This window comes from Jatrophihabitans sp., from assembly GCF_036389215.1.
Lineage (GTDB): Bacteria > Actinomycetota > Actinomycetes > Mycobacteriales > Jatrophihabitantaceae > Jatrophihabitans_A.
Window position 1 is genome coordinate 1 of record NZ_DASVQG010000088.1, and the last position, 23,439, is coordinate 23,439.

Below are 23,439 nucleotides of genomic sequence, written 5' to 3' on the forward strand. Positions count from 1 at the left end.
GCAGGCCGCTCGCCGGGGCGCCATCATCGCGCCGGGGAACTCAGCGGGGTTTCTCGCCGGGCTGCCGATCGGCACGCTGGAGGATCCGGGCCTGGTGGACCTGCTGTCCCGGCTGGGCATCCGCACCCTGGGAGCCTTCGCCGCGCTGCCCGCCGCCGACGCCCAGGCCCGGTTCGGGCCGGCGGGAGCGTGGGCGCACCGCCAGGCTGCCGGCCTGGACAGCCGGCTGATCGCCGGCCGGCTGCCGCCGGCGGAGTTCGAGGTCAGCATCGAGCTCGAACCACCGCTGGACCGGGTCGACACCATCGCCTTCAGCGCCCGTGGCGCGGTCGAGCAGTTCGTCTCGGCGCTGGCCGATCACGGCCTGGCCTGCACCTGCTTCGAGCTGGTGGCCCAGACCGACCGGGGCGAGGAGACGGTGCGCCGCTGGCGGCATGCCGGGGTGCTGGCCGCCGTCGATGTCATCGACCGGGTCCGCTGGCAGCTGGAGGGCTGGCTGAACCGGGCCGCCGGCGAGCCGAACGCGCCGTCCGGGCCGGTGAGCCTGCTCCGGCTGACGCCGATCGAGACGGTGCCGACCGGCACCCACCAGCGAGCCCTGTGGGGCGGTGACGGAGCGGTGGACGAGCGGGCCCACCGGGCGCTGGCCCGGGTGCAGACCCTGCTCGGCCACGGCTCGGTACTGACGCCGGTGCTCGGTGACGGCCGGGGGCCGGCCCAGCGCACCAGGCTGGTGCCCTGGGGCGACGATCGCGGGGAGCCGTCCACGGCTCCGTGGCCCGGCCGGCTGCCCTCGCCGGCCCCGTCGGTGCTCGTCGACCCGCCGCAGCCGATCGGGGTGCTCGACGAGGCAGGCCGGACGGTGCAGGTCAGCGAGCGGGGCGCTCTGCTCGGCGCGCCGGCCCGCTACACCCGAGCCGACTCCACCGGTAGAGCCGACTCCACCGGCCGTGCCGACTCCACCGGCCGTGCCGATCCGACCGCCGCGATCACCGCCTGGGCCGGGCCGTGGCCGGTGGACGAGCGCTGGTGGGATCCCGAGTCGGCCCGCCGGCTGGCCCGGATGCAGCTGGTCGACGTCAGCGGCCGGGCCTACCTGGTGTGCTTCGACCTCACCGCCCGGCAGTGGCTGCTGGAGGGGATCTATGACTGACGCCGACTGAACGCCGGCTACTTCTTCGACGTCAGGGACCGCAGGAAGAAGGCCAGGTTGGCCGGCCGCTCGGCAAGCCGGCGCATGAAGTAGCCGTACCACTCGTCGCCGTAGGGCACGTAGACCCGCATCCGGTGACCGCCCGCGGCCAGTGCGCGCTGCTCGTCCGGCCGGATGCCGAACAGCATCTGGAACTCGTAGCTGTCGCTCGACCGGTTGTGCTGCACGACCTGCGAGCGGGCCGCCGCGATCATCGCCGGGTCGTGGCTGGCCACCATCGGATAGCCCTGGCCACCGAACAGCACGCTCAGGCAGCGGCGGTAGGAGTCCTCGACCTCCTCGCCCTGGAAGGCCACCGATTCGGGCTCGGCGTAGGCACCCTTGCACAGCCGGATCCGGGAACCGGCCGTCGCGAACTCCCGGCAGTCCTCCTCGGTCCGGCGCAGGTAGGCCTGCAGCACCGCGCCCACCCAGGGAAAGTCCACCCGCAGCTGCCGGACGACCTCCAGCGTGGCGTCGGTGGTGGTGTGGTCCTCCATGTCGATGGTCACCGTGGTCCCCACGGCGCCGGCTGCCTCGCAGATCCGGCGTGCCCCGTCCAGGGCGATCCGGTCGCCGTCGGCCAGCGACTGCCCGATCGCCGACAGCTTGACCGACACCTCGGCGCGGTCCGCGCTGCCGGCCGCGGCCAGCGCCTTGAGCACCGACTCGTACGCCTGCACGGTCTGCTCGGCCAGCTCGGCGGAGGTGGTGTCCTCGCCGAGGAAGTCCAGGGTGACCAGCAGCCCCGCCGCTTCCAACTCGGCCGTCACCCGCAGCGCGTCGGCCTCGGTGCTGCCGGCCACGAACCGGTTGACCACCGGGCGGGTCAGCTTGGACTTCTCCGCCACCGACCGCAACCGGGGCGAGCGGGCAGCGGCCAGCAGCGGCTCGCGAAGCAGCGCCATCCGCCTCAGTCCCCTGCCGGTTCCGGCGCCTGGGCGGGGTACTCCACCGAGGTCGGGGCGAGGAAGCTCTCCTTGATGGCCCGCGGCGAGACCCACCGCTGCAGGTTCAGCACCGAGCCGGCCTTGTCATTGGTGCCCGAGGCGCGCGAGCCGCCGAAGGGCTGCTGGCCGACGACCGCACCGGTGGGCTTGTCGTTGACGTAGAAGTTGCCGGCGGCGAACCGCAATCGCTGCTGGGCCTTGGCGATCGCCAGCCGGTCGGTGGCCATGATGGAGCCGGTCAGGGCGTACGGGGTGGCCGTGTCCACCATGTCCAGGATCTCGTCGAAGGCAGTCTCGGGATCGGCGCTGTCGTCATAGACGTAGATCGACAGGATCGGCCCGAAGTACTCGGTCGAGAGCACCTCGTGGGTCGGGTCCGAGGACACCAGGATGGTCGGCCGGATGAAGTAACCCTCGCTGTCGTCCGCGGTCCCGCCGGCGAGGATCTCCAGGGTCGGGTCGTTCTTGGCCCGGTCCAGCACGCCCGCGAGCCGGTCGAAGGCCCGCCGGTCGATCACCGCGCCGACGAAGTTGCCGAAGTCGGTGACATCGCCCATCGGCAGCGCGTCGGTCTGGTTGGCCAGCTCGTCCTTCAGCCGCGACCACAGCGAGGCCGGCAGGTAGGCGCGCGAGGCCGCCGAGCACTTCTGCCCCTGGTACTCGAACGCGCCCCGGATCAGCGCGGTGCGCAGGGTGTCCAGGTCCGCGCTCGGGTGCGCCAGCACGAAGTCCTTGCCGCCGGTCTCACCGACCAGCCGCGGGTAGGTGCGGTAGCCGGCGATGTTGCTCGCGACCTCCTTCCACAGGTGCTGGAAGGTCGCGGTGGAGCCGGTGAAGTGGATGGCGGTCAGGTCCGGGTGCGGCAGCACCACCTCCGACACGGCCAGCCCGTCACCGGTGAGCAGGTTGATCACCCCGGGCGGCTGGCCGGCCGCCTCGAGCAGCCGCATCGTGAAGTGCGCGGCGAACAGCTGGGTCTCCGAGGGCTTCCAGAGCACGACGTTGCCCATCAGGGCCGGCGCCGTCGGCAGGTTGCCCGCGATCGCGGTGAAGTTGAACGGGGTGATCGCGTAGACGAAGCCTTCCAGCGGCCGGTGGTCCAGCCGGTTCCAGACCCCGGGCGAGGAGATCGGCTGTTCCTGCTGCAGCTGGGAGCCGAAGGCCGCGTTGAACCGCCAGAAGTCGATCAGCTCGCACGCGGCGTCGATCTCTGCCTGGACGGCGGTCTTGGACTGCCCGAGCATGGTGGCCGCGTTCAGGATGGCCCGCCACGGACCCGCCAGCAGGTCCGCGGCCCGGAGGAAGACCGCTGCCCGGTCGTCGTAGGACAGCGCCTGCCAGGCCGGAGCGGCGGCCTTGGCGGCGGCGATGGCGTCCAGCGCGTCCTGCTGGCCGGCGTTGGCGTACTCGCCCAGCACGTGTGCATGCCGGTGCGGCTGGACGACCTGGCCCCGGCGGCCGCTGCCCATCCGGCGCTGGCCGCCGATCACGCAGCTGATCTCGACGGGTTCGGCTGCCAGCTCGGCGAGCTTGCTCGTCAGGGCGGCGCGTTCGGGCGAGCCCGGCCGGTACTGGAGTACCGGCTCGTTGCGGGGAACGGGAATCTGGGTAACGGCATCCATCCCTTCACGGTAAGCCGTCTCGGGCCCGGACGGTTGCTCGAAGTCGATAACATCATTGCTATGGATTCCGCCACCGCGAGCATGGACGTCGGTGCGGTCGCCGCTGACCTGCTGGAACGCTTTCCGTCGGCCACCGCCGTCGCGCTCGCCGATCCGCAGGATCCCGGCGCCCCGCTGGCGGCCGGAGACCTGGTGCTGGGCGTCGGCATCGGCCCGGCCGAAGTCGCCAAGTTGCTCGCCAGCGCCCGGGCCGGCGGAGCCGCCGCGGTGCTGCTGCGCCAGCCGGCCGGCACCGACTTCGCCGAACTGCAGCCGGCCGAACTGGAGCGGCTGGCCGCAGCCGAGCAGGTGCGCCTGTGCTGGCTGGAGGCCCGGCACGGCTGGAACGAGCTGCACCGGCAGCTGCTCAACCGGCTGGCGCCACCGGCCGTCCGGGCCGATGACGAGCTGGCCGAACTCGCGCAGACGATTGCCATCCTGACCGGCGGGCTGGTCACCATCGAGGACACCTCGGCCCGGGTGCTGGCGTACTCGCGATCCACCGACGAGGTCGACGACCTGCGCCGGCTGTCGATCCTGGGGCGCAGCGGTCCCGCGCAGTACCTGGCACTGCTGCGCGAGTGGGGGGTCTATGACCGGCTGGCAGCGTCGGAGGAGGTGGTGGAGATCGCCGAGCACCCGGAGTTCGGGGTGCGCCGCCGGCTCGCGGTCGGGGTGTTCGCCGGCGACCGGCAACTGGCCACCATCTGGCTGCAACAGGGCAGGGGTGAGTTCGAGCCGCATGCCGAGCAGGCGCTGCTGGGGGCGGCTCGGATCACCGCGGCCCAGCTGGTCTCGCGTGGCCGGCGGCCGGCCGGCTCCGGCACCGAGCTGGCAGGGCTGCTGGGCACCGGCCGGGCTGCCGGCCAGGATGTCGGCGCGGCCGTGCAGGCCCGGCTGGGACGCGCGGCCCGGCAGCCGTGCGCGGTCGCCGTCGCGGAACTCGGCCCGGACCTGCGCGATGCCGCCAGCGCCGGATCGCAGCTGGACGAGCTGGCCGCGATGCTCACCGTGCACGCTGCCGCCTACCGGCGCGCGGCGCTGGTGGAACAGCTCGCGGGCCGGGTGTACCTGCTGCTGCCCGCCTTGGACCCGATGGCGTCGGACAGAGCCGGCACCGAGAAGGGCGGCTCGGACAGGACGGCACCGGCCACGGCCATGCTGCGGCAGGCGATGGCCGCGGTGCGCCGGCATCTGGACCCGGCGGCCCGGGCCGCGATCGGGCCGGTGGTGGATTCGGTGCCGGACGCGGCCCGATCCCGCCAGGGTGCCGAGCTGGCGCTGAGCGTCGCCGGAACCGAGCCGGTGTACAGCTTCGACACCGCACGGCCGCGGCTGCTGATCAGCGCGATCGAGAGTTGCCTCGCCCAGCATGAGGATCTGCTCGACTCGCGGATCGACGCCCTGATCAAGACCGACCCGGATGGCGCCTGGACGCTGCTGAACTACCTGGAAGCGGGCTCCGACGTCGGCCGGGTCGCGGCCCGGATGCACCTGCATCCCACGACCGTTCGATACCGGCTGCGCAGGGCCGCCCGGGCGACCGGAATCGACCCTTCTGGGGGTCCGGACAGATTTGCTCTGCATGTCCAGCTGCGTTGCGGCTTGCGCCCAGAGTTATCCGAGGGATGATCAGATGATTCAAAAGGGTCTGACGGGGGCCGAACCACCCGGGTCGCAGCACTGTGCAGAAAGGCTCACCGCCATGACGAACGAGCCGACGCCCGAAGAACGGCTGCCGGTTGCGCTCATCGCCGAGGACGATCGCGACATTCGCGAACTCGTGACAGCCAAGCTGAGCGCCGCCGGTTATCACGTGCTCTCCTTCGGCAACGGGCCTGAGGCCCTTGCCGCGACCCACAAGCACCGGCCCGACGTCGCCCTGCTCGACGTGATGATGCCGGGCATCTCGGGCCTGGAGATCCTCACCCGGTTGCAGAAGGATCCGGCAACCCGCACGATCCCGGTCATCCTGCTCACCGCCAAGAGCCAGGAGTTCGACATCAACTCCGGCTTCGCCGTGGGCGCCGCGGACTACATCGTCAAGCCGTTCAGCCCCCGCGACCTGGTGTCGCGGGTCAACGCGGTCCTCGGGCGGACGCCCGCGTGACCAACAGCGCCGTCCCCGCCGACACGCGTGACGCGGTCGGCACCCGACTGCGCAGACTCGTGCTGCTCCTGCTCCTGCTGCTGCTCGGGATCGGGACGGCGGGCGTGCTTGCCGTCCAGATCGCGACCGGGCAGGTGTCCGACCTCGCCAAGGGCTACGGCCCGGCCGGTGAGCAGCATGCCCAGGCGCTCACCCTGATGCTGGACGCCGAGACCGCCGTCCGGGGCTACCTGATCACCGGCAACCGCAGCTTCCTGCAGCCCTACCAGATCGGCCGCAACAAGATCCTGCCGAGCCTGGACGCCACCGGCGCCAACCTGCACGCGATCGGCGAGCACCACCTCGACGCGGCACTGGCCGACGAGCGCGCGCTGGCCAAGCAGTGGCTGGAAACCTATGCCGATCCGATCGTGAGCAAGCCGCGCCCGTCGAACGCCACCGAGCTGTACCAGCAGCAGAACGCCAAGCAGCTCTTCGACCGCTTCCGCAAAGCCGATGCGACCGTCGGCGCCAGCCTCGACGCCAACCGCCGCCGGCTGCGCGAGGCGTCCCAGCGGCTGGGCGGCCTGGCCATTCCGATCCTGGTCATCGCGACCGGGCTCGCGGTGCTGACCGCCGCGATCCTGTCCTTCCGGATCGCCTCCGGGCTCACCCGCCCGTTGCGGGCGCTGCGGACGGTGGTCGGCCGGCTGGACCGGGGCGATCTCGGCGCCCGCGCCAACGAGCAGGACGGCCCGTCGGAGGTCAGGGCGCTGGCCAGGGCGGTCAATGCGGTGGGCCGGCGAGCCCGGGCCGAAGCCATCGTCGACCGGGACGCGGAGGTGTTCCGCCAGCGCACCAGGCTGATCGCCTCCACCATCCGGCGCACCACCAACGGCAACCAGATGGCCGACCTGCTGGTCCGTGGCCTCGGCGACGCGATGGAGGCCGACCGGGTCTGGCTGCAGGTCTACGCCGCCGACCGGGTGCCACAGATCACCGCGCAGTGGCAGCGCGAACCGTTGCGGCCGTTGCCCGACCCCACTCCCGAGCAGCTGGAGGCCACCAAGGCGCTGGCCGACCGGCTGTGGGAGACCGCGCACATCATCAGCATCGATGACCACCGGACCTATGAGCCGACGATCGCCGGGCGGGGCGCGTTCGCCATGGCCCAGGCCATCGGCGCCAGCGCCTCGCTGCTGGTGCCGGTCGGTGACAGCACCAGTGCCTTCGGCCTGCTCTGGGTCTCGATGTCCGGGCACTCCCGGCACTGGACACTGACCGAGACCGGCATCACCCAGCACCTGGCCGCGGACCTCGCCCACAGCCTGGTGCAGGCGCACGTCATCGAGCGGCAGGCCCAGGCGGTGCAGCTGTTGCGCGAACTGGACCAGGCCAAGGCGGACTTCATCGCCACCGTCTCGCACGAGCTGCGCACCCCGTTGACCTCGATCAGCGGTTACCTGGAGATGCTGCAGGACGGCGAGGGCGGCCGGCTACCGGACTCGGCCGCCGCGATGCTGACCATCATCGACCGCAACGCCACCCGGCTGCGCAACCTGATCGAGGACCTGCTCACCCAGTCCCGGATCGACGCGGGCCGGCTGCGGCTGGAACTGACCACCGTCGAGCTGCGGCCACTGCTGCAGTCGGTGCTGAGCGCGATGGCACCGCTTGCCTCGGCCAGTGACGTCAAGCTCGAACTCGTCAGTTCTCAGGAGGGGCTGAACGTCCAGGCCGATCCGCAGCAGCTGGAACAGGTCTTCACCAACCTGGTGTCCAACGCCCTGAAGTTCACCCCGTCCGGCGGCAGCGTGCTGGTGACGCTGTCACCGGCCGAGGACGGCGGTGTGCTCATCGAAGTCCGCGACACCGGCATGGGGATCCCGCCCGAGGACTACCCGAACTTGTTCACCCGGTTCTTCCGGGCCTCCAACGCCGCCGAGGCGGCGCTGCCGGGCACCGGCCTCGGACTGGCGATCGTGCAGGAGATCGTGCACCGGCACGGCGGCGCGGTGGACATCGACTCCGAACTGGGAGTCGGGACCAGCGTGACGGTCTGGCTGCCGCCGACGTCCCAGCAGGAGATCGACCTCAGGACGTCAGCCGCATGACTCCAGTGAGGTAGCCGGCCTGCCCGGCGTGCTGCAGGTCGTCGGACAGCACGCTGACCAGCCGCACGGCGAGGGTCACCGGCGGGTCCCACGACTCGTCGACCACCCGGGCGAGGTCTGATTCGGTCAGTCCCGCCAGGTACTGCCGGGACTGCTCGAAGACCGCCTGGTGGTAGTCGATCAGCAGCTGGGCCGAGGGCACCCGGACCGCGCCGACCTGTTCGGACCGGTGGCCGAACCCGGTGTCGGCAGGGGTGAGGGGCAGCCCGAACCGCTCGAACCAGCCGCCGGCGGTCCAGACCTGCTCGGTACCCGCCACCTCGGCCAGGTGGTCGTCCTGGATCCGGGTCAGGTGCCAGACCAACCAGCCGATCGTGTTGGCGCCGGCGGCCGGCGCGTAGGCCAGTTGCTCCGGCGACAGGTCGGTCAGCGTGCGGACGACGATCTGCCGGATGCGGTCGAAGCCGTCGATCAGCAACTGCGCGACTGTCACTGTGTTCTCCATCCCCATATTCCAGCAGAGCGACCAAGCGGCTGACCCACCACCATCGCCACGCATGCGGTCGGCTATCCGTCATGTCCACGCCATACGCTGGCGAGCATGAGCATCCTCACACCGGAGACGTCCGCTGCGCACCACGGCGGCACCCCGCAAGAGACCGCGCTGCTGCGCCGGATCCGCGACTCGGTGATCGGCGACGACCAGGTGATGCCCGGCCCGTACGGCCCGCGGCGGGTCACCTACGCCGACTACACCGCCTCCGGGCGGGCGCTGGGTTTCCTCGAGGACTTCATCCGCGACGAGGTGCTACCCCGCTACGCCAACACCCACACCGAGTCCAGCGGCACCGGCCTGCAGACCACCCGGCTGCGCGAGGACGCCCGCGACATCATCCGCGAGGCGGTGGGCGGCAACGACGAGACGGTGGTGATCTTCGCCGGTTCCGGCTGCACCGCGGCGATCGACAAGCTGATCGGCATCCTGGGACTGCGGATCCCCGCCGGCCTGGAGGACCGCTATCAGCTGAGCCAGGCGATCCCGGCGGCCGAGCGTCCGGTGGTGTTCATCGGCCCGTTCGAGCACCATTCCAACGAGCTGCCGTGGCGGGAGTCGATCGCCGACGTGGTGCTGATCGAGCAGGACGTCGACGGCCACCTCGACGCCGCGGCACTGGAACGGGAACTGGTGCGCTACGCCGACCGGACGCTGAAGATCGGCTCCTTCTCCGCGGCCAGCAACGTGACCGGCATCGTCACCGACACCGCCCGGGTCGCCGCGTTGCTGCACGCGCACGGCGCGCTGTCGTTCTGGGACTTCGCCGCCGCGGCGCCCTACGTCCAGATCCAGATGTGCGCCGGCCCCGACCACGATCCACTGGCCTACTTCGACGCCGTGTTCCTCAGCCCGCACAAGTTCATCGGCGGCCCCAGCACTCCCGGCCTGCTGATCGCCCGTCGCCAGCTGCTCAGCAACCGGGTGCCGGTGGTGCCCGGCGGAGGCACGGTGGCCTACGTCAATCCGGACGAGCACCGCTACCTCAGCGATCCCGCCCAGCGGGAGGAGGGCGGCACCCCGGCCATCGTCGAGTCGATCCGGGCCGGGCTGGTCTTCCAGCTGCAACAGGCGGTGGGCCTGGAGGTGATCCGGGCGCACGAGGAGCACTACCTGCGCCGCGCGGTGCAGGCCTGGATGCAGGAACCGGCCATCGAGATCCTGGGCAATCTCGACTCCCGGCGGCTGTCGATCGTGTCGTTCGTGGTGCGCACCGGCGGGTCGGGCGCCGTGCGCTACCTGCATCACAACTATGTAGTGGCGCTGCTCAACGACCTGTTCGGCATCCAGTCGCGCGGTGGCTGCTCGTGCGCCGGACCCTACGGCCACCGGCTGCTGGGCATCGACATCGAGCGCTCCCACGAGTTCGAGCGCGAGATCACCGGTGGCTGCGAGGGGATCAAGCCAGGTTGGGTGCGGGTCAACTTCAACTACTTCATCTCCGAACCGGTCTTCGACTACATCGTCGAGGCGGTCCGGCTGGTGGCACGGCACGGCTGGCGACTGCTCGGCGACTACCGGTTCAACCCGGTGACCGGCCTGTGGCGGCATCGCCGAGGCCCCGCCGAACCGCCGCTTCGCCTCGGCCAGGTGAGCTATGACGAGCAGGGCCGGATGGCCTACCCGCGGCAACAGGACCGGGCGCCGGAGACCGAGCTACGCCGCTACCTGGACGAGGCGGCCGCGCTGTTCGCCGCGGCCGAAGGCGCCGCGCCGGAGCTGCCGGTGGACCCGGCTGCCGGGTTCGTCTCGGCGGACTTCGAGCACCTGCGCTGGTTCGAACTGCCGGCCGGCTGCCTGCTGCCGGACTGAGTCCGGCCAGCCTCACCCGTCAGCCAGGCCTCGACCCGCCGGCGCCTGGTCTCTTATATGCCGCTGCCCATGTTGCCCTGGTTGACGCCGATCGCGATGCCGAACCGAAGCCCAGCGGCCTGGTCCTCAGGAATTCCTGGCTTGTCGTAGCCGATGTCGCGCTCAGACTTGCGGGTCCACCAGTAGAGAGCGCCGAACAGTGCGACCAGAAGTACTGCTGTCAGAACTACCAGAACCGTTGCCATGGCGGGCTCCCTAATAGCTTGTAGCTATTTATACGCCGGAACGGATTCGACGGCTGAGTGTTTCGGGTCACGGTTGAGCGCTCGGGCGTCAGGCGTCAGGCGCGGCGTCAGCCGCTCGACCCGCTTCAGCCGGTCTGGCCTAGCACGAACGGGTACACCGGTCCGGCCCCGGCGGCGCGCAGCAGCCGTGCGACCACGGTGATGGTCCAGCCGGTGTCGCAGAAATCATCGACCAGCAGCACCGGCGCGCCGCGGTGGTCGCCGGCCAGCTGGTCGCTCAGCCGAGCCGGCAACCGGTAGCCGTCCCAGCAGGCTTTCAGTCGCTGCGCGCTGTTCGAGCGGCCGGTGGCGGACTGTCCGACGTGCTTGACGCCGCCGAGGTCGGCGAGCCGGCCGATCCGGCTCAGCTGGCCGGCGAGGTCGGCCACCAGCAGCGGCCGGCGCAGCGAGCCGACCGAGATCACCGCGGCCGGGCGGGACTGCCAGTCCCAGGCCGCCAGCACCGGGATGCTCGCCGCGATCAGCTCCGAAGGGACCGGGCCGTCCGGGGTGCTGTCGGCGAGCACCGCCCGGATCCGGTTGCCGTAGCCGAGATCGGTGAACCGGGCGATGGCCCGTCCGGGCTCGGCGGACTCGGCGGCGGCGATCCTGCCCCGGACCTGCACCCCGAGTGACGGCATCGCGGCCGGCCACTGCCGGCGCGGCTCCAGCACCACACCCGGACGGTGCAGGCTGGCCTGGGCCTCAGCGACCGCGGCTTCGGGTGCGCTGCCGGTCAGCGTCAAGCCGCCACAGTTGTCACACCGGCCGCAGTCCTCGGTGGCGGGGTCGTCCAGTTGGGTACGCAGGTAGCGCATCCGGCAGGAATCCAGGCGCAGGTACGCCCGCATCGCCTGCTGCTCGGCCCGGCGCACCTCGTTGAGCCTGGCGTAGCGCTCTGCGTCGTAGTGCCAGGGCTGCCCGGTGGCGACCCAGCCACCCTTGACCCGCTGCACCGCGCCGTCGACGTCGAGCACCTTCAGCATCGTTTCCAGCCGGGCCCGGGACAGCTCGATCCGGGTTTCCAGCGCCGCCGTGCTCATCGGCTGGGGGCTGCTGCCGAGCACCTCCAGCGCCTGGCGGACCTGGCCGGGGCCTGGAAAGCCGACCGAGGCGAAGTAGTCCCACACCGCCTGGTCCTCAGGGCCGGGCAGCAGGATCACCGGGGCCCGGTCCAGCCGCCGGCCGGCCCGCCCGACCTGCTGGTAGTAGGCGATCACCGAGGCAGGCGCGCCGAAGTGGATCACGAAGCCGAGGTCGGGCTTGTCGAATCCCATGCCCAGCGCCGAGGTGGCCACCAGTGCCTTGACCCGGTTGTTGATCAGGTCGTCCTCAGCGGCCAGCCGCTCGGTCTGCTCGGTCTGGCCCGAGTAGGCCGCCACCGGGTGACCGCGCTCGCGCAGGTAGCCGGCAACCTCGTGCGCCGCGGCCACCGTGAGGGTGTAGATGATTCCGGAACCGGTGAGCGAGCCGAGCTGATCGGCCAGCCACGCCAGCCGGTGCGCGCTCGACGGCAGCGACAGCACCCCCAGCTGCAGGGACTCCCGGTCCAGGCTGCCGCGCAGCACGAGCACCTGTTCGGTACGCCGGCCGTGGCTACCCTCCGGTTGATCGGTGGCAGGTTCGGTGCCGGTGGCCGGTTCGGTGCCGGTGGCCGGTTCGGTGCCGGTGGCAGGTTCGGTGCCGGTGGCAGGTTCGGTGCCGGTGGCCGGGCTGCCCAGTCCGAGCACCTCGGCCACGTCGGCCACCACCCGGCTGTTGGCCGTCGCGGTGGTTGCCAGCACCGGGATGCCGTCCGGCAGCTGCGGCAGCAGGGTCCGCAGCCGCCGGAAGTCCGGCCGGAAGTCGTGGCCCCAGTCGCTGATGCAGTGCGCTTCGTCGACCACCAGCAGGCCGCAGCTGGCCGCCAGCCGGGGCAGCACCTGATCGCGGAACTCCGGGTTGTTCAGCCGTTCCGGCGACAGCAGCAGCACGTCCAGCTCGCCCCGATTGACCGCGGCGTAGGTCGCCGACCAGTCCTCCAGGTTCGTCGAGTTGATCGTCGCGGCGCGGATGCCGGCCTGTTCGGCGGCGGCGATCTGGTTGCGCATCAGGGCCAGCAGCGGCGAGATGATCACAGTCGGCCCGGCGCCGCGGGCGCGCAACAGTGCGGTCGCGACGAAGTAGACGGCCGACTTCCCCCAGCCGGTGCGCTGCACCACCAGGGCCCGGCGCCGGTCCACCACCAGGGCCTCGATCGCCCGCCACTGATCGGCGCGCAGCTCGGCGGCCGGGCCCGCCAATGCCTGCAGCTGAGCCTGGGCCTGCTCGCGCAGCCGGGCCCGGTCCTCGCTCGGCCCGTTGGCGGGTTCCGAGGGCACGGTTTCCGAGGGCACGGTTTCCGAGGGCACGGTTTCCGATAGCACGGAAGCCGGCGCCGGCGCCGGCGCCGAGAAGGTCATGGGTGATGTCTAGCAGCCGGATGCGACGATGCTGGCATGACCCAAGCCCGCGAACGGCTCATCGAACTTCTCGAGCTGCGCCGCAGCACCCTGTTCGACATCGATTCCGACCAGCGGCTGCTGGTGGGCAATGACGACAGCGGCTCGGTGCAGCTGTATGAGATCTCGCCGGCCGGCGACTGGACCCAGCTCACCGACCTCGGCGAGCCGTGCAGCGGCCGCTACCTGCCCGGCGAGCGGGCGGTCGTGGTGTCGGCTGACACCGGCGGCACCGAGCGTGCCCAGCTGTCACTGCTGCGCCTGGACGCCGCCGCCGATCAGGGCGCCACCGGTCAGGCCGCCACTGATGACGACGCCACCGGTCCGGCCGCCACCGGTCAGGCGGCCCCAGCTCGGCTTGCTGACCTGCAGCCGGTGGTCTCCAACCCTGACTTCATCCACAACCTGCTCGACGTCCAGCCCGGCCGGTTGATCTATGCCACCAACCGCCGCAACGGCGTGGACTTCGACGTCGTCTCGCACACCCTGGCCACCGGCGAGGAGCAGGTGCTCTGGGACGCCGGCGGTTGGTTCTCCGAGGCCCGGGTCTCACCGGACGGCCAGTGGGTGGTGCTGTCCCGGCTGACCACGGTGCCGGCATCGTCGGAGCTGCTGCTGGCGGACTCGGCCACCGGGCAGGTCAGCCCGATCACCGACCCGGCGGTGCCCGGCGACTGGTCGAACGTCCGGTGGCTGCCGGACTCCACCGGGCTGCTGGCGTCCTCCGACGCGGAGGCCGAATTCGTCTCGCTGCGCAGCTTCGACCTCGCCAGCCGGCGCTGGTCGACGCTCGCCGAGGCCGACGGTGACGTGTTCGGCTGGCCGGCACCCGGCGGTCACCGGCTCGCGGTGGTGACCACCCGGGACGGCGCTGACGAGCTGGCCGTCCACGACTGGGCCGGCGGCCCGCTGGACACCGCATCGCAGGCCGGGCAGCCGGTTCACTTCCCGCATCCGAGCGTGCTGACCTTCAACTCCGAGCCGGTCTGGGCGCCTGATTCCAGCATGCTGGGCATGACGTTCGGCTCGCCGGTGCAGCCGCCGGAGGTCTACGCCTGGCGCGACGGTGAGTCTGCCGAGCGGCGGACCACCAGCAACCCGGCGGCGGCCACCGAAGGGCTGGTGCAGCCGATCTCGGCGCGGGCGCCGGCGCCGGACGGCGAGCAGATCCCGGTGCTGGCGATCGTGCCGGCGGAGCCGGCCGGCTCGGCGGTGCTGATCATCCACGGCGGCCCGGAGGCGGCCACCGTCCGCAACTGGAGCCCGGTGGCGGCCGCCCTGGCGCTGGCCGGCCACACGGTGGTGCTGCCGAACGTCCGGGGCTCCACCGGCTACGGCCGCCGCTGGCTCTCGATGGACGACGTGGAGAAGCGGCTGGATTCGGTGGCGGACCTGGTGGCGGTGCGCGACTGGCTGCCGACGCTGGGCGTGGACACCGGGCGGGTCGCGCTGTACGGCGGCTCCTACGGCGGGTACATGGTGCTCGCCGGGCTGACCTTCTATCCCGAGCTGTGGGCCGCCGGCGTCGACATCGTCGGCATCTCCTCGCTGGTCACCTTCCTGCAGAACACCTCGGCGTACCGGCGGGCTTACCGGGAAAGGGAATACGGCCGGCTCGCCGAGGACCGGGCGGTGCTGGAAGCGGCGTCACCGTTGCCGATCATCGACCGGGTCCGGGCGCCGCTGCTGGTGATCCACGGGGCCAACGACCCGCGGGTGCCGCTGTCGGAGGCCGAGCAGGTGGTGGCCGCCGTGCGGGGCAACGGGATCGAGTGCGAGCTGCTGGTCTATCCGGACGAGGGGCACGGCCTGGCCAAGCGGGCCAACCAGCTCGATGCCTATCCGAAGGCACTGGACTTCCTGGCCCGCCAGCTGGGCTGAGCCCAACTGCCGCCGGGTTCTCAAGCCGGCTGGGCTGAGTCGGCGGCTGGGCTAGTCATCGGCGGGCTGAGGTCAGCCGCCGACCGGGCGGGCCTGGTCGGTGGCGATCTTGACCGCCAGCACGCCGAGCACGGTGCCCATCAGGTAACGCTGCACGCGCAGCCAGCCGGGCCGGTGGGCGAAGAACGCGGCGATGGTGCCGGCGGCCAGCAGGATCAGCAGGTTGCCGGTCAGCGCCACCGCGATCTGCACCCCGCCGAGCACGAATCCCTGCAGCAGCACGTGCCCGTCGGCCGGGCGCACGAACTGCGGGATCAGCGACAGGTACAGCACCGCGATCTTTGGGTTGAGCAGGTTGGTCATCATTCCCATGGTGAACAGCCGCCGGGGCGAGTCCGGCGCCATCGCGGCGGGCGCGAAGACGGCCGGGCCGCCGGGACGCAAGGCGTTGAAGGCCAGCCAGCCCAGGTAGGCCGCGCCGGCGATGCGCAGCGCCAGGTAGAGCTGCGGAACCTCGGTGAAGATCGCCGACAGCCCCAGGTTGGTGGCGGTCAGGTAGATGAGGAAGCCGACGGCCACCCCGCCGAGTGAGATCACCCCGGCCCGCCGGCCCTGGGTGATGCTGCGCGAGACCAGGTACATCATGTTCGGGCCAGGAGTCAGCACCAGCGCCAGCGCGACCAGGAACACGCCGACCACTGCCGATTGGGTCACCACCGGACCGATGCTAAACAGACTTTCGGTTATCTGCCCCCATTTATCACCGGGGATGTGGCGATCCCCTCAGCGGCCTACACCTATGGCGTTCGTAGGACGCTGCTCAGCGCGGCCAGCGACGGAGGGCTGGCCACCTCGATGCCCAGCTGTTGAGCCAGGGCAACGCCTCCTACCGGGTGCGGGTCAGTCGGCCAGGCCGCGTCGCCGGCGTCGCCGAACAGGCCGAGCGCCCAGCTGCGGGAATCGGTGCTGAGCCGGGGCTGGTACCGCACGCCGTGCAGCCCGATCCCCAGCGGGCCGAGAGCGCCCGCCCACGCCTGGCTGATGTCGCAGCGGCCGGTGGTGTTGATCTCGCGCGTGACGCCGAAGCCGGCCGCGTCGGCAGCGCACAGGTCGGCCAGCCGACTGCCCTTCGGCGCCTGCAGCTCGGACACCTCGGTGCTCTCCGCGAGCCCACGAGGGACGAAGCCCAGGGCGAGGAACTCCTCGCCCCAGCGCTCCCGTACGGCCGCCTCGGGGTCCGAAGCCAGATAGCACGTCCCGTGCGGTGGAGGCAGGTCGAAACGTCCGCTGCCGTCGCTGGAGAACCACCACGGGGCGACAGTCGCCTTGTGCGCTCGGTACAGGGCACGATCCGGGCGCAGGGTCCAGCCGGGGAATCCGGCCAGGCTGCCGCGCGGGGAGCGCAGCTGAAGACGCCGGCGTGCGGGATCGGTCACCGCGCCAACCGGCCGGCGGTGCGGCGCGCCTCGGTCAGCACCGGCTCGGCGTCCCGGCCCTCAGCCAGCCATTGGTGCGCTGGCATGCCGTCGAAGCGGCCGGGTACCGGGGCCGCCAACCAGGTAGCCCACGTCCACGGATCGTCGATGCCCTCGTGCAGCGTGTCGAGCACCGCTGGCAGGTGCGCAATGGCCTGACCGTCCGCGGTGAACTGCCACACCGGGTAGACCCGCTGGCCACCATCGGCGGTCGGGCAGCCGAGCATCTTGCGGGCTCGGACTCGTTGGTCGAGAGCCTGCCGGGTGATGCCGAGCCACTTCGTCACGGCTCTGGTCGGGTAGAACGGGCCGAGCTGAGCGAACGGATGCGAGGTCGGGATGAGCGCCGCCGCCCGCTCGGCAACCTGCCGCGGGTCGATCTGGGCGAGGTCCTCCTCGCTGAGCGACTGCAGCCGGCGGCTCAGGGCGCTGACGACGCTGGACAGCAGCAGCTCCTTTCCAGTGCTGAGCTGGTCAGCAGGTACCGGCTTGGTTCGGACCTGTCGGGGGAGATCCGCCCGAGTCGAGTGCACGGCACGACCGCTTCGCCGGAGGGCAGAGGGCTCGGCGGAACGGGGCACAGCGCGGGATCTCTCCACGATCGCTCCTCTTATCGTCAAGTGCGTCAAGAAGCAGCCTACCCTAGTCGATCCGATCTGCGTCAAGTGCGTCAACCGACGCACATGTGGCCCGGAGGGCTGCTCACTCGAGAACCGTAGAGCGAAACGCTTGGAGCCAGGACTGACCTGTGGAAAAGTCCCGGGCTTGCGAGAGGTAATCGAACATATGTTCAGTACACTTCGTCTATGGGGTTCAACAATCCGGTCATCCCGTGGCGGGAGCTGGAACGGCGGCTGTCCGGACGGCCCACCCCCGACACCGATACCGACAACGCCTCCGACGACGACACCGACCGTGACGACCTCACCCCTGCCACCCCGCTGGCACCGTCCCGGCGGCGCGGCCACGGCAGCGATCGCGAACCCGACGGCGGCGACTCCCCTGCCTGGAGCCGCAAGCGCCCCGCCTACGAGCCCCCGGCGATCCCGCTGGCCGACGCCGCCCCGCTGGCCGGCGACAGCCCGGTGCCCTACGCCGAGCTGCACGCGCACTCCTCCTTCTCCTTCCTCGACGGCGCCAGCGATCCCGAGCAGCTGGTCGAGGAAGCCGTCGCCCTGGGCCTGCAAGCCCTGGCGCTGACCGACCACGACGGGATGTACGGGGTCGCCCGGTTCGCCGAGGCCGCCGACGCGCTCGGGCTGCCCACGGTGTTCGGGGCCGAACTCAACACCGGCATTGAGCTGCCACGCACCCGCACCGAGCGCGCGATCGCCGCCCGCACCGGCATCCCCGACCCGCCCGGCACCCACCTGCTGGTGCTGGCCCGCAACCCGGCCGGCTACGCGAGCCTCTGCCGGGCGATCAGCCAGGCCAACCTGCGCGGCGGCGCCAAGGGCCGGCCGGTGTACGACCTCGACGAGCTGACCGAACTCTCCAACGACAACTGGCTGATCCTCACCGGCTGCCGCAAGGGCAGCGTCCGGCAGGCCTTGGAAGGAAGCGCGAACAGCGGCTCCGACCTCACGGGCGCCGACTACGGCACCTTCGCCCTGGATCCGGCCCGCCGCGCGCTCGCCGAGCTCGTCGACCGGTTCGGCCGCGACAACGTCGCCGTCGAGCTCACCCACGCTCTGGAACCGCTGGCCGACGAGCGCTATGCGGCGCTGGCCGAGCTGGCCGGCGAGCAGCGCCTGCAGCTGGTCGCCAGCACCGCCGCGCACTACGCCGCTCCGCGCAACCGGCCGCTGGCCACCGCGATGGCCGCGGTCCGGGCCCGCACCAGCATGGACGCCCTGGACGGCTGGCTACCCGCCTGGGCCGGCCAGCACCTGCGCTCCGGCGCCGAGGTGGCGGCCCGGTTCCGGCGCTACCCCCAAGCGGTCAGCACCGCGGCCCGGCTCGGTACCGAGCTCGCCTTTCCGCTGAAGCTGGTGGCGCCGAACCTGCCGCCGTTCCCGGTGCCGGACGGCGTCGGCGACGGAACCGAGATGAGTTACCTGCGGCTGCTGACCTACGAAGGCGCCCGCACCCGGTACGGCCCGCGCGGCCCGGCCACCGACCGGGCCTACCGCCAGCTGGAGCACGAGCTGGCGATCATCGACTCGCTCGGCTTTCCGGGGTACTTCCTGGTGGTCTGGGAGCTGACCCAGTTCTGCGTGCGGCGGGGCATCCTCTGCCAGGGGCGCGGCTCGGCAGCCAACTCCGCGGTCTGCTTCGCCCTGGGCATCACCGCCGTCGACTCGGTCGGGCACAACCTGCTGTTCGAGCGGTTCCTGGCGCCCGAGCGTGACGGGCCGCCCGACATCGACATCGACATCGAGTCCGACCGGCGCGAGGAGGTCATCCAGCACGTCTACGAACGGCACGGCCGCCAGCACGCCGCCCAGGTCGCCAACGTCATCACCTACCGGCCCCGCTCGGCGGTCCGTGACATCGCCCGGGCGCTGGGCTACGCCCCCGGCCAGCAGGACGCCTGGAGCAAGCAGATGGAGCGCCACCACTGGGCGCCGGACGAGACCACACCAGCCAAGCACACCGCCATCCCACCGGGCGAGGACCGCGATGCCGACGCGGTACCCGAGCAGGTGCTCCTCCTGGCCGAACAGCTGCAGCACGCGCCCCGCCACCTCGGCATCCACTCCGGTGGCATGGTGATCTGTGACCGGCCGGTGATCGAGGTGTGCCCGGTCGAGTGGGGCCGGATGCCGGGCCGGACCGTCCTGCAGTGGGACAAGGACGACTGCGCCGCCACCGGCCTGGTGAAGTTCGACCTGCTGGGCCTGGGCATGCTGTCGGCGCTGAAGTACTGCTTCGAGTTCGTCGAGAACTGGCACGGCCACCGCTACGGCCTGCACGAGATCCCGCCCGAGGACCCCAAGGTCTATGACATGTTGTGCGCCGCCGACACCGTCGGGGTGTTCCAGGTCGAGTCCCGGGCGCAGATGGCGACGCTGCCCCGGCTCAAGCCGCGCACCTTCTACGACCTGGTCATCGAGATCGCGCTGATCCGGCCGGGCCCGATCCAGGGCGACTCGGTGCACCCCTACCTGCGCCGCCGCAACGGCCTGGAGCCGATCACCTACCCGCACCCGATCCTGCAACCGGCGCTGGAGCGCACCCTCGGGATCCCGCTGTTCCAGGAGCAGCTGATGCGCCTGGCCATCGACGGGGCCGGCTGCACCCCGGCCGAGGCGGACCAGGTCCGCCGGGCGATGGGTTCCAAGCGCAGCGAGGAGAAGATGGCCCGGCTGCGCGACCGGCTCTATGAGGGCATGCGGGCCAACGGCATCACCGGCGCGGTCGCCGACGACGTCTACACCAAGATCAAGGCCTTCGCCGCCTTCGGCTTCGCCGAGAGCCACTCGATCAGCTTCGCCTTCCTGGTCTACGCCTCGTCCTGGCTGAAGCTGTACTACCCGGCGGCGTTCTGCGCGGCGCTGCTCAACGCCCAGCCGATGGGCTTCTACTCGCCCCAGTCCCTGGTGCACGACGCCAAGCGGCACGGGGTCGCCGTCCGTGGCCCGGACATCAACACCTCACTGGCGCCGGCTTGCCTGCAGGACACCGAGGAGGGCGAGTCCAGCTATGTCGGCCCCGGCCCGCACCAGCCGGCGGTCCGGCTCGGGCTCTCCAGCGTCCGGGCGATCAGTGCCGAGCTGGCCGAGCGGATCGTCGCCGAGCGCGAGCACGGCGGCGAGTTCACCAGCATCACCGAACTCGCCCGCCGGATAGGGCTGAACACCACCCAGCTCGAGGCGCTGGCCACCGCCGGCGCCTTCGAGTCCCTCGGTACCAGCCGGCGAGAGGCGCTCTGGGTGGCCGGCGCGGCCGCGGACTACCGCCCGGGTCAGCTCGACCTGCCCGCACCCAGCGAGGAGCACATCCCGGCGCTGCCGGAGATGACCGAACCGGAGCAGCTGATGGCCGACCTGTGGGCCACCGGCATCACCCGCGACTGCTACCCCACCGCCCTGATCAGGGAGCGGCTGAACTCCCTCGGCGTGATCACCTCGCGCCAGTTGCGCGGGCTGCCGGACCGGACCCGGGTCACCGTCGGCGGCATCGTCACCCACCGGCAACGCCCGGCGACCGCCCGCGGGGTCATCTTCGTCAACCTCGAGGACGAGTTCGGCATGATCAACGTGATCTGTGACCCGGTGGTCTGGCAGCGCCACCACCGGGCCGCCGTGGGCTCCGGCGGCCTGCTGATCCGCGGCATGCTGGAACGGGCCGACGGCGTCCTGAACGTGCTGGCCGAGCGGATCGAGCCGCTCAACCTCGGCCTGCGGACCACCGCTCGCGATTTCCGCTGACGCCTCAGATCTGGCTGGAACTCCCCGATAGGAAACCCAGGTGGTACCTACCGTGCCCGGTGATAAATCCCCCCGGTCACCGAGTGCGGTAGGTCCACCACCCGTTTTGACGGAGGAGCCATGGATCCCGCACTGCGAACCATCGTCACCGCACTGCGCGGGCGTGGCCTGGATGACGGCGTGCTGGACCGAGCCATCGAGACCGCCAAGATCAGCGGCCGGCCGCTGCGCTCGGTGCTCGTCGACGACCAGATCGTCACCGACCTGCAGCTGGCGCTTGCCACCGCCGACGCCTACGGCGTGGAGGCGGTCGAGCTTTCCGCCTTTCCGGTGGACCCGCTCGCGATGGCGCGAATTCCGCTGACCCTGGCCCGCCGGCACAACATGTTCCCGATCGCGGTCAGCGACAACACCATCACGGTGGCCGTCGGAGATCCGGGCGACGTGCTCGCCCTGGACGACATCCGGGCCGCCACCGGCCTGATGGTCCGGCCCATGGTGGTCACCAAGGAAGACCTCAACCGCTTGCTGGACCGCTACACCCGCGCCAGCACCGACCTCGACGAGGCAGCCGCCCAGGCCGAGGCCGAGGACGGGACCTCCGACGGCGACAACCTGAACTCCGTCAACGAGGACGCCCCGGTCGTCCGCTACGTCAACTCCCTGCTGGAGCGCGCGATCAGCTCCCGGGCCTCGGACATCCACCTGGAACCGAGCGAGTTCGACCTCAAGATCCGGCTGCGCATCGACGGCGTGCTGCACGAGGTCGACGCCGTTCCGCGCGGCATCCAGGCCGCGCTGATCTCGCGCCTGAAGATCCTCTCCGGCCTGGACATCACCGAGCGCCGGGTGCCACAGAACGGCCGGATCACCAGGGACATGGGCGGGCGCAGCGTCGACCTGCGTTCGGCCACCCTGCCCACCGTATGGGGGGAGAAGGTGGTGCTGCGGGTGCTGGACACCGGTGGCATCGATCTGGAGCTGCGCAAGCTCGGGTTCACCGACTACAACTACGAGAGGTTCTCCCAGAGCTTCCGCAAGCCGCACGGCATGGTGCTGGTCACCGGCCCGACCGGTTCGGGCAAGTCCACCACCCTGTACGCCACCCTGGGCGAGATCGCCCGCCCGGAAGTCAACGTGATCACCGTCGAGGACCCGGTCGAGTACCGGATGGACGGCATCAACCAGGTGCAGGTGAACCCGAAGGCCGGGCTGACCTTCGCGGCCGTGCTGCCGGCCATCCTGCGATCGGACCCCGACGTGGTGCTGATCGGTGAGATCCGGGACCGGGCCACCGCCCAGCTGGCCGTCGAGGCCGCCCTCACCGGCCACCTGGTGCTCTCCACCCTGCACACCAACGACGCCCCCAGCGCGCTCCCCCGGCTCGTCGAGATGGGCATCGAACCCTTCCTGGTCGGCTCGTCGCTGGACGCGGTGCTCGCCCAGCGACTGTGCCGCCGGCTCTGCGAGTGGTGCAAGGAGAAGTACCCGCCGAGCCGGAAGGAACTGGCGGCCGTGCACTGGAACTTCGAGGAGTTCGGTGAGCCGGGTTCGCTGTGGCGGGCCGTCGGCTGCCGGTCCTGTGCCCAGACCGGTTACCGCGGCCGGCTGGCGCTGAACGAGGTGATGCCGGTCTCCGAGCAGATCGAGCGGATGGCCGTCGAGCACGCCTCCGCCAGCGAGATCAAGAAGGTCGCCATCGCCGAGGGCATGGTCACCCTGCGCGACGACGGCCTGCGCAAGGCCCTCGACGGGCTCACCACCTTGGAAGAGATGCTCCGGGTGACGGTATGACCGCCACCGCCACCGCCACCGCCACCGCCACCGCCACCGCCACCGCCACCGCCACCGCCACCGCCACCGCCACCGCCACCTGACTGACGACACCACTACTGAGGGATCTTCATGAATCCGCTGATCGCGCTCGAGGCACCCTTCGCCATGCACCAGGCGAAGCACGAGCTGGACGAACTTCTCACCATGCTCGTGGAGCTGGGCGGCTCGGACCTGCACATCACCGCGGGCATCGCGCCCTGCATGCGAATCAACGGGACCCTGGAACCGCTGGCCGGCCGCAACCGGCTGGCCCCGGTGGACACCGAAACGCTCATTCGCTCGATCCTCAGCGAGAACCTGTGGGACCGCTTCGACAAGACCCAGGAACTCGACACCGCCTACGCCATCCCGGGGGTGAGCCGCTTCCGGGTCAACGTCTACCGCCAGCGTGGCGCGGTGGGCGCGGCCTTCCGGGCCATCCCGCACAAGATCCGCAGCCTCGACGAGCTGGGCCTGCCGCGGTCGGTGGAGGCCTTCGCGCACCTGACCCGCGGCCTGGTGCTGGTCACCGGCCCGACCGGCTCGGGCAAGTCCACCACGCTCGCGGCGCTGCTGGACGTCGCCAACCAGACCCGGTCGGCGCACATCGTCACCATCGAGGACCCGATCGAATACCTGCACTCGCACTCGCGCAGCGTGGTCAACCAGCGCGAGGTCGGTTCGGACACCTCCGACTTCGCCATCGCGCTCAAGCACGTGCTGCGCCAGGACCCCGACATCATCCTGGTCGGCGAGCTGC

Annotated in this window: 17 protein-coding genes; 9 read left to right on the plus strand and 8 right to left on the minus strand. The window is 71.2% G+C overall.

What is annotated here, in order from left to right; translation table 11 throughout:
- The coding region (locus VF542_RS03990) for a DNA polymerase Y family protein (protein WP_408650412.1) at window positions 1-1,153 on the plus strand (1,153 nt) is incomplete at its 5' end.
- A 17-nt stretch (window positions 1,154-1,170) separates the two neighbouring features.
- Here the strand turns inward: VF542_RS03990 and VF542_RS03995 are convergent.
- On the minus strand, window positions 1,171-2,094 hold the full coding sequence (locus VF542_RS03995) for a proline dehydrogenase family protein (protein WP_408650428.1): 924 nt from the start codon (window positions 2,092-2,094) through the stop codon (window positions 1,171-1,173).
- Window positions 2,095-2,105: 11 nt separating this feature from the next.
- Window positions 2,106-3,764, minus strand: coding sequence for an L-glutamate gamma-semialdehyde dehydrogenase (pruA, locus tag VF542_RS04000; RefSeq protein ID WP_408650413.1), 1,659 nt, complete (start codon window positions 3,762-3,764; stop codon window positions 2,106-2,108).
- Window positions 3,765-3,824: 60 nt separating this feature from the next.
- Between pruA and VF542_RS04005 the strand changes: the two genes are divergently transcribed.
- The 3 genes from VF542_RS04005 to VF542_RS04015 all read left to right on the plus strand — a co-directional run bounded on the left by VF542_RS04005 (window position 3,825) and on the right by VF542_RS04015 (window position 8,006).
- A complete protein-coding gene (locus VF542_RS04005; protein WP_408650414.1) occupies window positions 3,825-5,435 on the plus strand; it encodes a PucR family transcriptional regulator in 1,611 nt (536 codons plus the stop codon).
- Between the two features lie 73 nt (window positions 5,436-5,508).
- Complete coding sequence (locus tag VF542_RS04010; RefSeq protein WP_408650415.1) at window positions 5,509-5,913, plus strand: response regulator transcription factor; 405 nt, start codon at window positions 5,509-5,511, stop codon at window positions 5,911-5,913.
- Window positions 5,910-8,006 carry an ATP-binding protein gene (locus VF542_RS04015; RefSeq protein WP_408650416.1) on the plus strand — a complete coding sequence of 699 codons (2,097 nt, stop codon included), beginning with the start codon at window positions 5,910-5,912 and terminating at the stop codon, window positions 8,004-8,006. Before VF542_RS04010 ends, VF542_RS04015 begins: the two co-directional genes overlap by 4 nt.
- On the opposite strand, the gene VF542_RS04020 is transcribed toward VF542_RS04015, so the two are convergent.
- Window positions 7,987-8,499 (minus strand): mycothiol transferase, encoded by a 513-nt coding sequence (locus VF542_RS04020; RefSeq protein ID WP_408650417.1) that lies wholly within the window; start codon window positions 8,497-8,499, stop codon window positions 7,987-7,989. The two genes, VF542_RS04015 and VF542_RS04020, sit on opposite strands and share 20 nt — an antisense overlap.
- A gap of 108 nt (window positions 8,500-8,607) precedes the next feature.
- Here VF542_RS04020 and VF542_RS04025 point away from each other — a divergent pair, with 108 nt between their 5' ends.
- Window positions 8,608-10,371 (plus strand): aminotransferase class V-fold PLP-dependent enzyme, encoded by a 1,764-nt coding sequence (locus VF542_RS04025; protein ID WP_408650418.1) that lies wholly within the window; start codon window positions 8,608-8,610, stop codon window positions 10,369-10,371.
- A 53-nt stretch (window positions 10,372-10,424) separates the two neighbouring features.
- Here VF542_RS04025 and VF542_RS04030 read toward each other — a convergent pair whose 3' ends face one another.
- Both VF542_RS04030 and VF542_RS04035 read right to left on the minus strand, forming a co-directional pair.
- A complete protein-coding gene (locus tag VF542_RS04030) occupies window positions 10,425-10,616 on the minus strand; it encodes a hypothetical protein (RefSeq protein ID WP_408650419.1) in 192 nt (63 codons plus the stop codon).
- Window positions 10,617-10,741: 125 nt separating this feature from the next.
- Window positions 10,742-13,096, minus strand: a complete 2,355-nt coding sequence (locus VF542_RS04035) for a RecQ family ATP-dependent DNA helicase (protein ID WP_408650420.1) — start codon at window positions 13,094-13,096, stop codon at window positions 10,742-10,744.
- A gap of 36 nt (window positions 13,097-13,132) precedes the next feature.
- Between VF542_RS04035 and VF542_RS04040 the strand changes: the two genes are divergently transcribed.
- Entirely contained in the window at window positions 13,133-15,016 is a 1,884-nt protein-coding gene (locus VF542_RS04040; protein WP_408650421.1) for a S9 family peptidase, read from the plus strand.
- 72 nt (window positions 15,017-15,088) lie between these two features.
- On the opposite strand, the gene VF542_RS04045 is transcribed toward VF542_RS04040, so the two are convergent.
- From VF542_RS04045 to VF542_RS04055, 3 genes are all read right to left on the minus strand, one after another.
- A complete protein-coding gene (locus tag VF542_RS04045; protein WP_408650422.1) occupies window positions 15,089-15,733 on the minus strand; it encodes a LysE family translocator in 645 nt (214 codons plus the stop codon).
- Between the two features lie 80 nt (window positions 15,734-15,813).
- Window positions 15,814-16,452, minus strand: coding sequence for an RES domain-containing protein (locus VF542_RS04050; protein WP_408650423.1), 639 nt, complete (start codon window positions 16,450-16,452; stop codon window positions 15,814-15,816).
- On the minus strand, window positions 16,449-17,024 hold the full coding sequence (locus tag VF542_RS04055; protein WP_408650424.1) for a hypothetical protein: 576 nt from the start codon (window positions 17,022-17,024) through the stop codon (window positions 16,449-16,451). The genes VF542_RS04050 and VF542_RS04055 overlap by 4 nt, the downstream gene beginning before the upstream one ends.
- Window positions 17,025-17,297: 273 nt before the next feature.
- Between VF542_RS04055 and VF542_RS04060 the strand changes: the two genes are divergently transcribed.
- From VF542_RS04060 to VF542_RS04070, 3 genes are all read left to right on the plus strand, one after another.
- Window positions 17,298-20,864: an error-prone DNA polymerase gene (locus tag VF542_RS04060; RefSeq protein ID WP_408650425.1), complete on the plus strand. Its 3,567-nt coding sequence runs from the start codon at window positions 17,298-17,300 to the stop codon at window positions 20,862-20,864.
- A 120-nt stretch (window positions 20,865-20,984) separates the two neighbouring features.
- Window positions 20,985-22,658, plus strand: coding sequence for a GspE/PulE family protein (locus VF542_RS04065; RefSeq protein ID WP_408650426.1), 1,674 nt, complete (start codon window positions 20,985-20,987; stop codon window positions 22,656-22,658).
- Window positions 22,659-22,769: 111 nt separating this feature from the next.
- Window positions 22,770-23,439 (plus strand): type IV pilus twitching motility protein PilT (locus VF542_RS04070; protein ID WP_408650427.1); only part of this gene is annotated, 670 nt, incomplete at its 3' end.

Excerpts from the sequence above, each read along its gene's own strand:
- VF542_RS04005 (WP_408650414.1), top strand. The coding sequence starts at position 3,825 with ATGGATTCCGCCACCGCGAGCATGGACGTCGGTGCGGTCGCCGCTGAC.
- VF542_RS04040 (WP_408650421.1), top strand. The coding sequence starts at position 13,133 with ATGACCCAAGCCCGCGAACGGCTCATCGAACTTCTCGAGCTGCGCCGC.
- VF542_RS04025 (WP_408650418.1), top strand. The coding sequence starts at position 8,608 with ATGAGCATCCTCACACCGGAGACGTCCGCTGCGCACCACGGCGGCACC.
- pruA (WP_408650413.1), bottom strand. The coding sequence starts at position 3,764 with ATGGATGCCGTTACCCAGATTCCCGTTCCCCGCAACGAGCCGGTACTC.
- VF542_RS04035 (WP_408650420.1), bottom strand. The coding sequence starts at position 13,096 with ATGACCTTCTCGGCGCCGGCGCCGGCGCCGGCTTCCGTGCTATCGGAA.
- VF542_RS04060 (WP_408650425.1), top strand. The coding sequence starts at position 17,298 with ATGGGGTTCAACAATCCGGTCATCCCGTGGCGGGAGCTGGAACGGCGG.
- VF542_RS04065 (WP_408650426.1), top strand. The coding sequence starts at position 20,985 with ATGGATCCCGCACTGCGAACCATCGTCACCGCACTGCGCGGGCGTGGC.
- VF542_RS04010 (WP_408650415.1), top strand. The coding sequence starts at position 5,509 with ATGACGAACGAGCCGACGCCCGAAGAACGGCTGCCGGTTGCGCTCATC.
- VF542_RS04030 (WP_408650419.1), bottom strand. The coding sequence starts at position 10,616 with ATGGCAACGGTTCTGGTAGTTCTGACAGCAGTACTTCTGGTCGCACTG.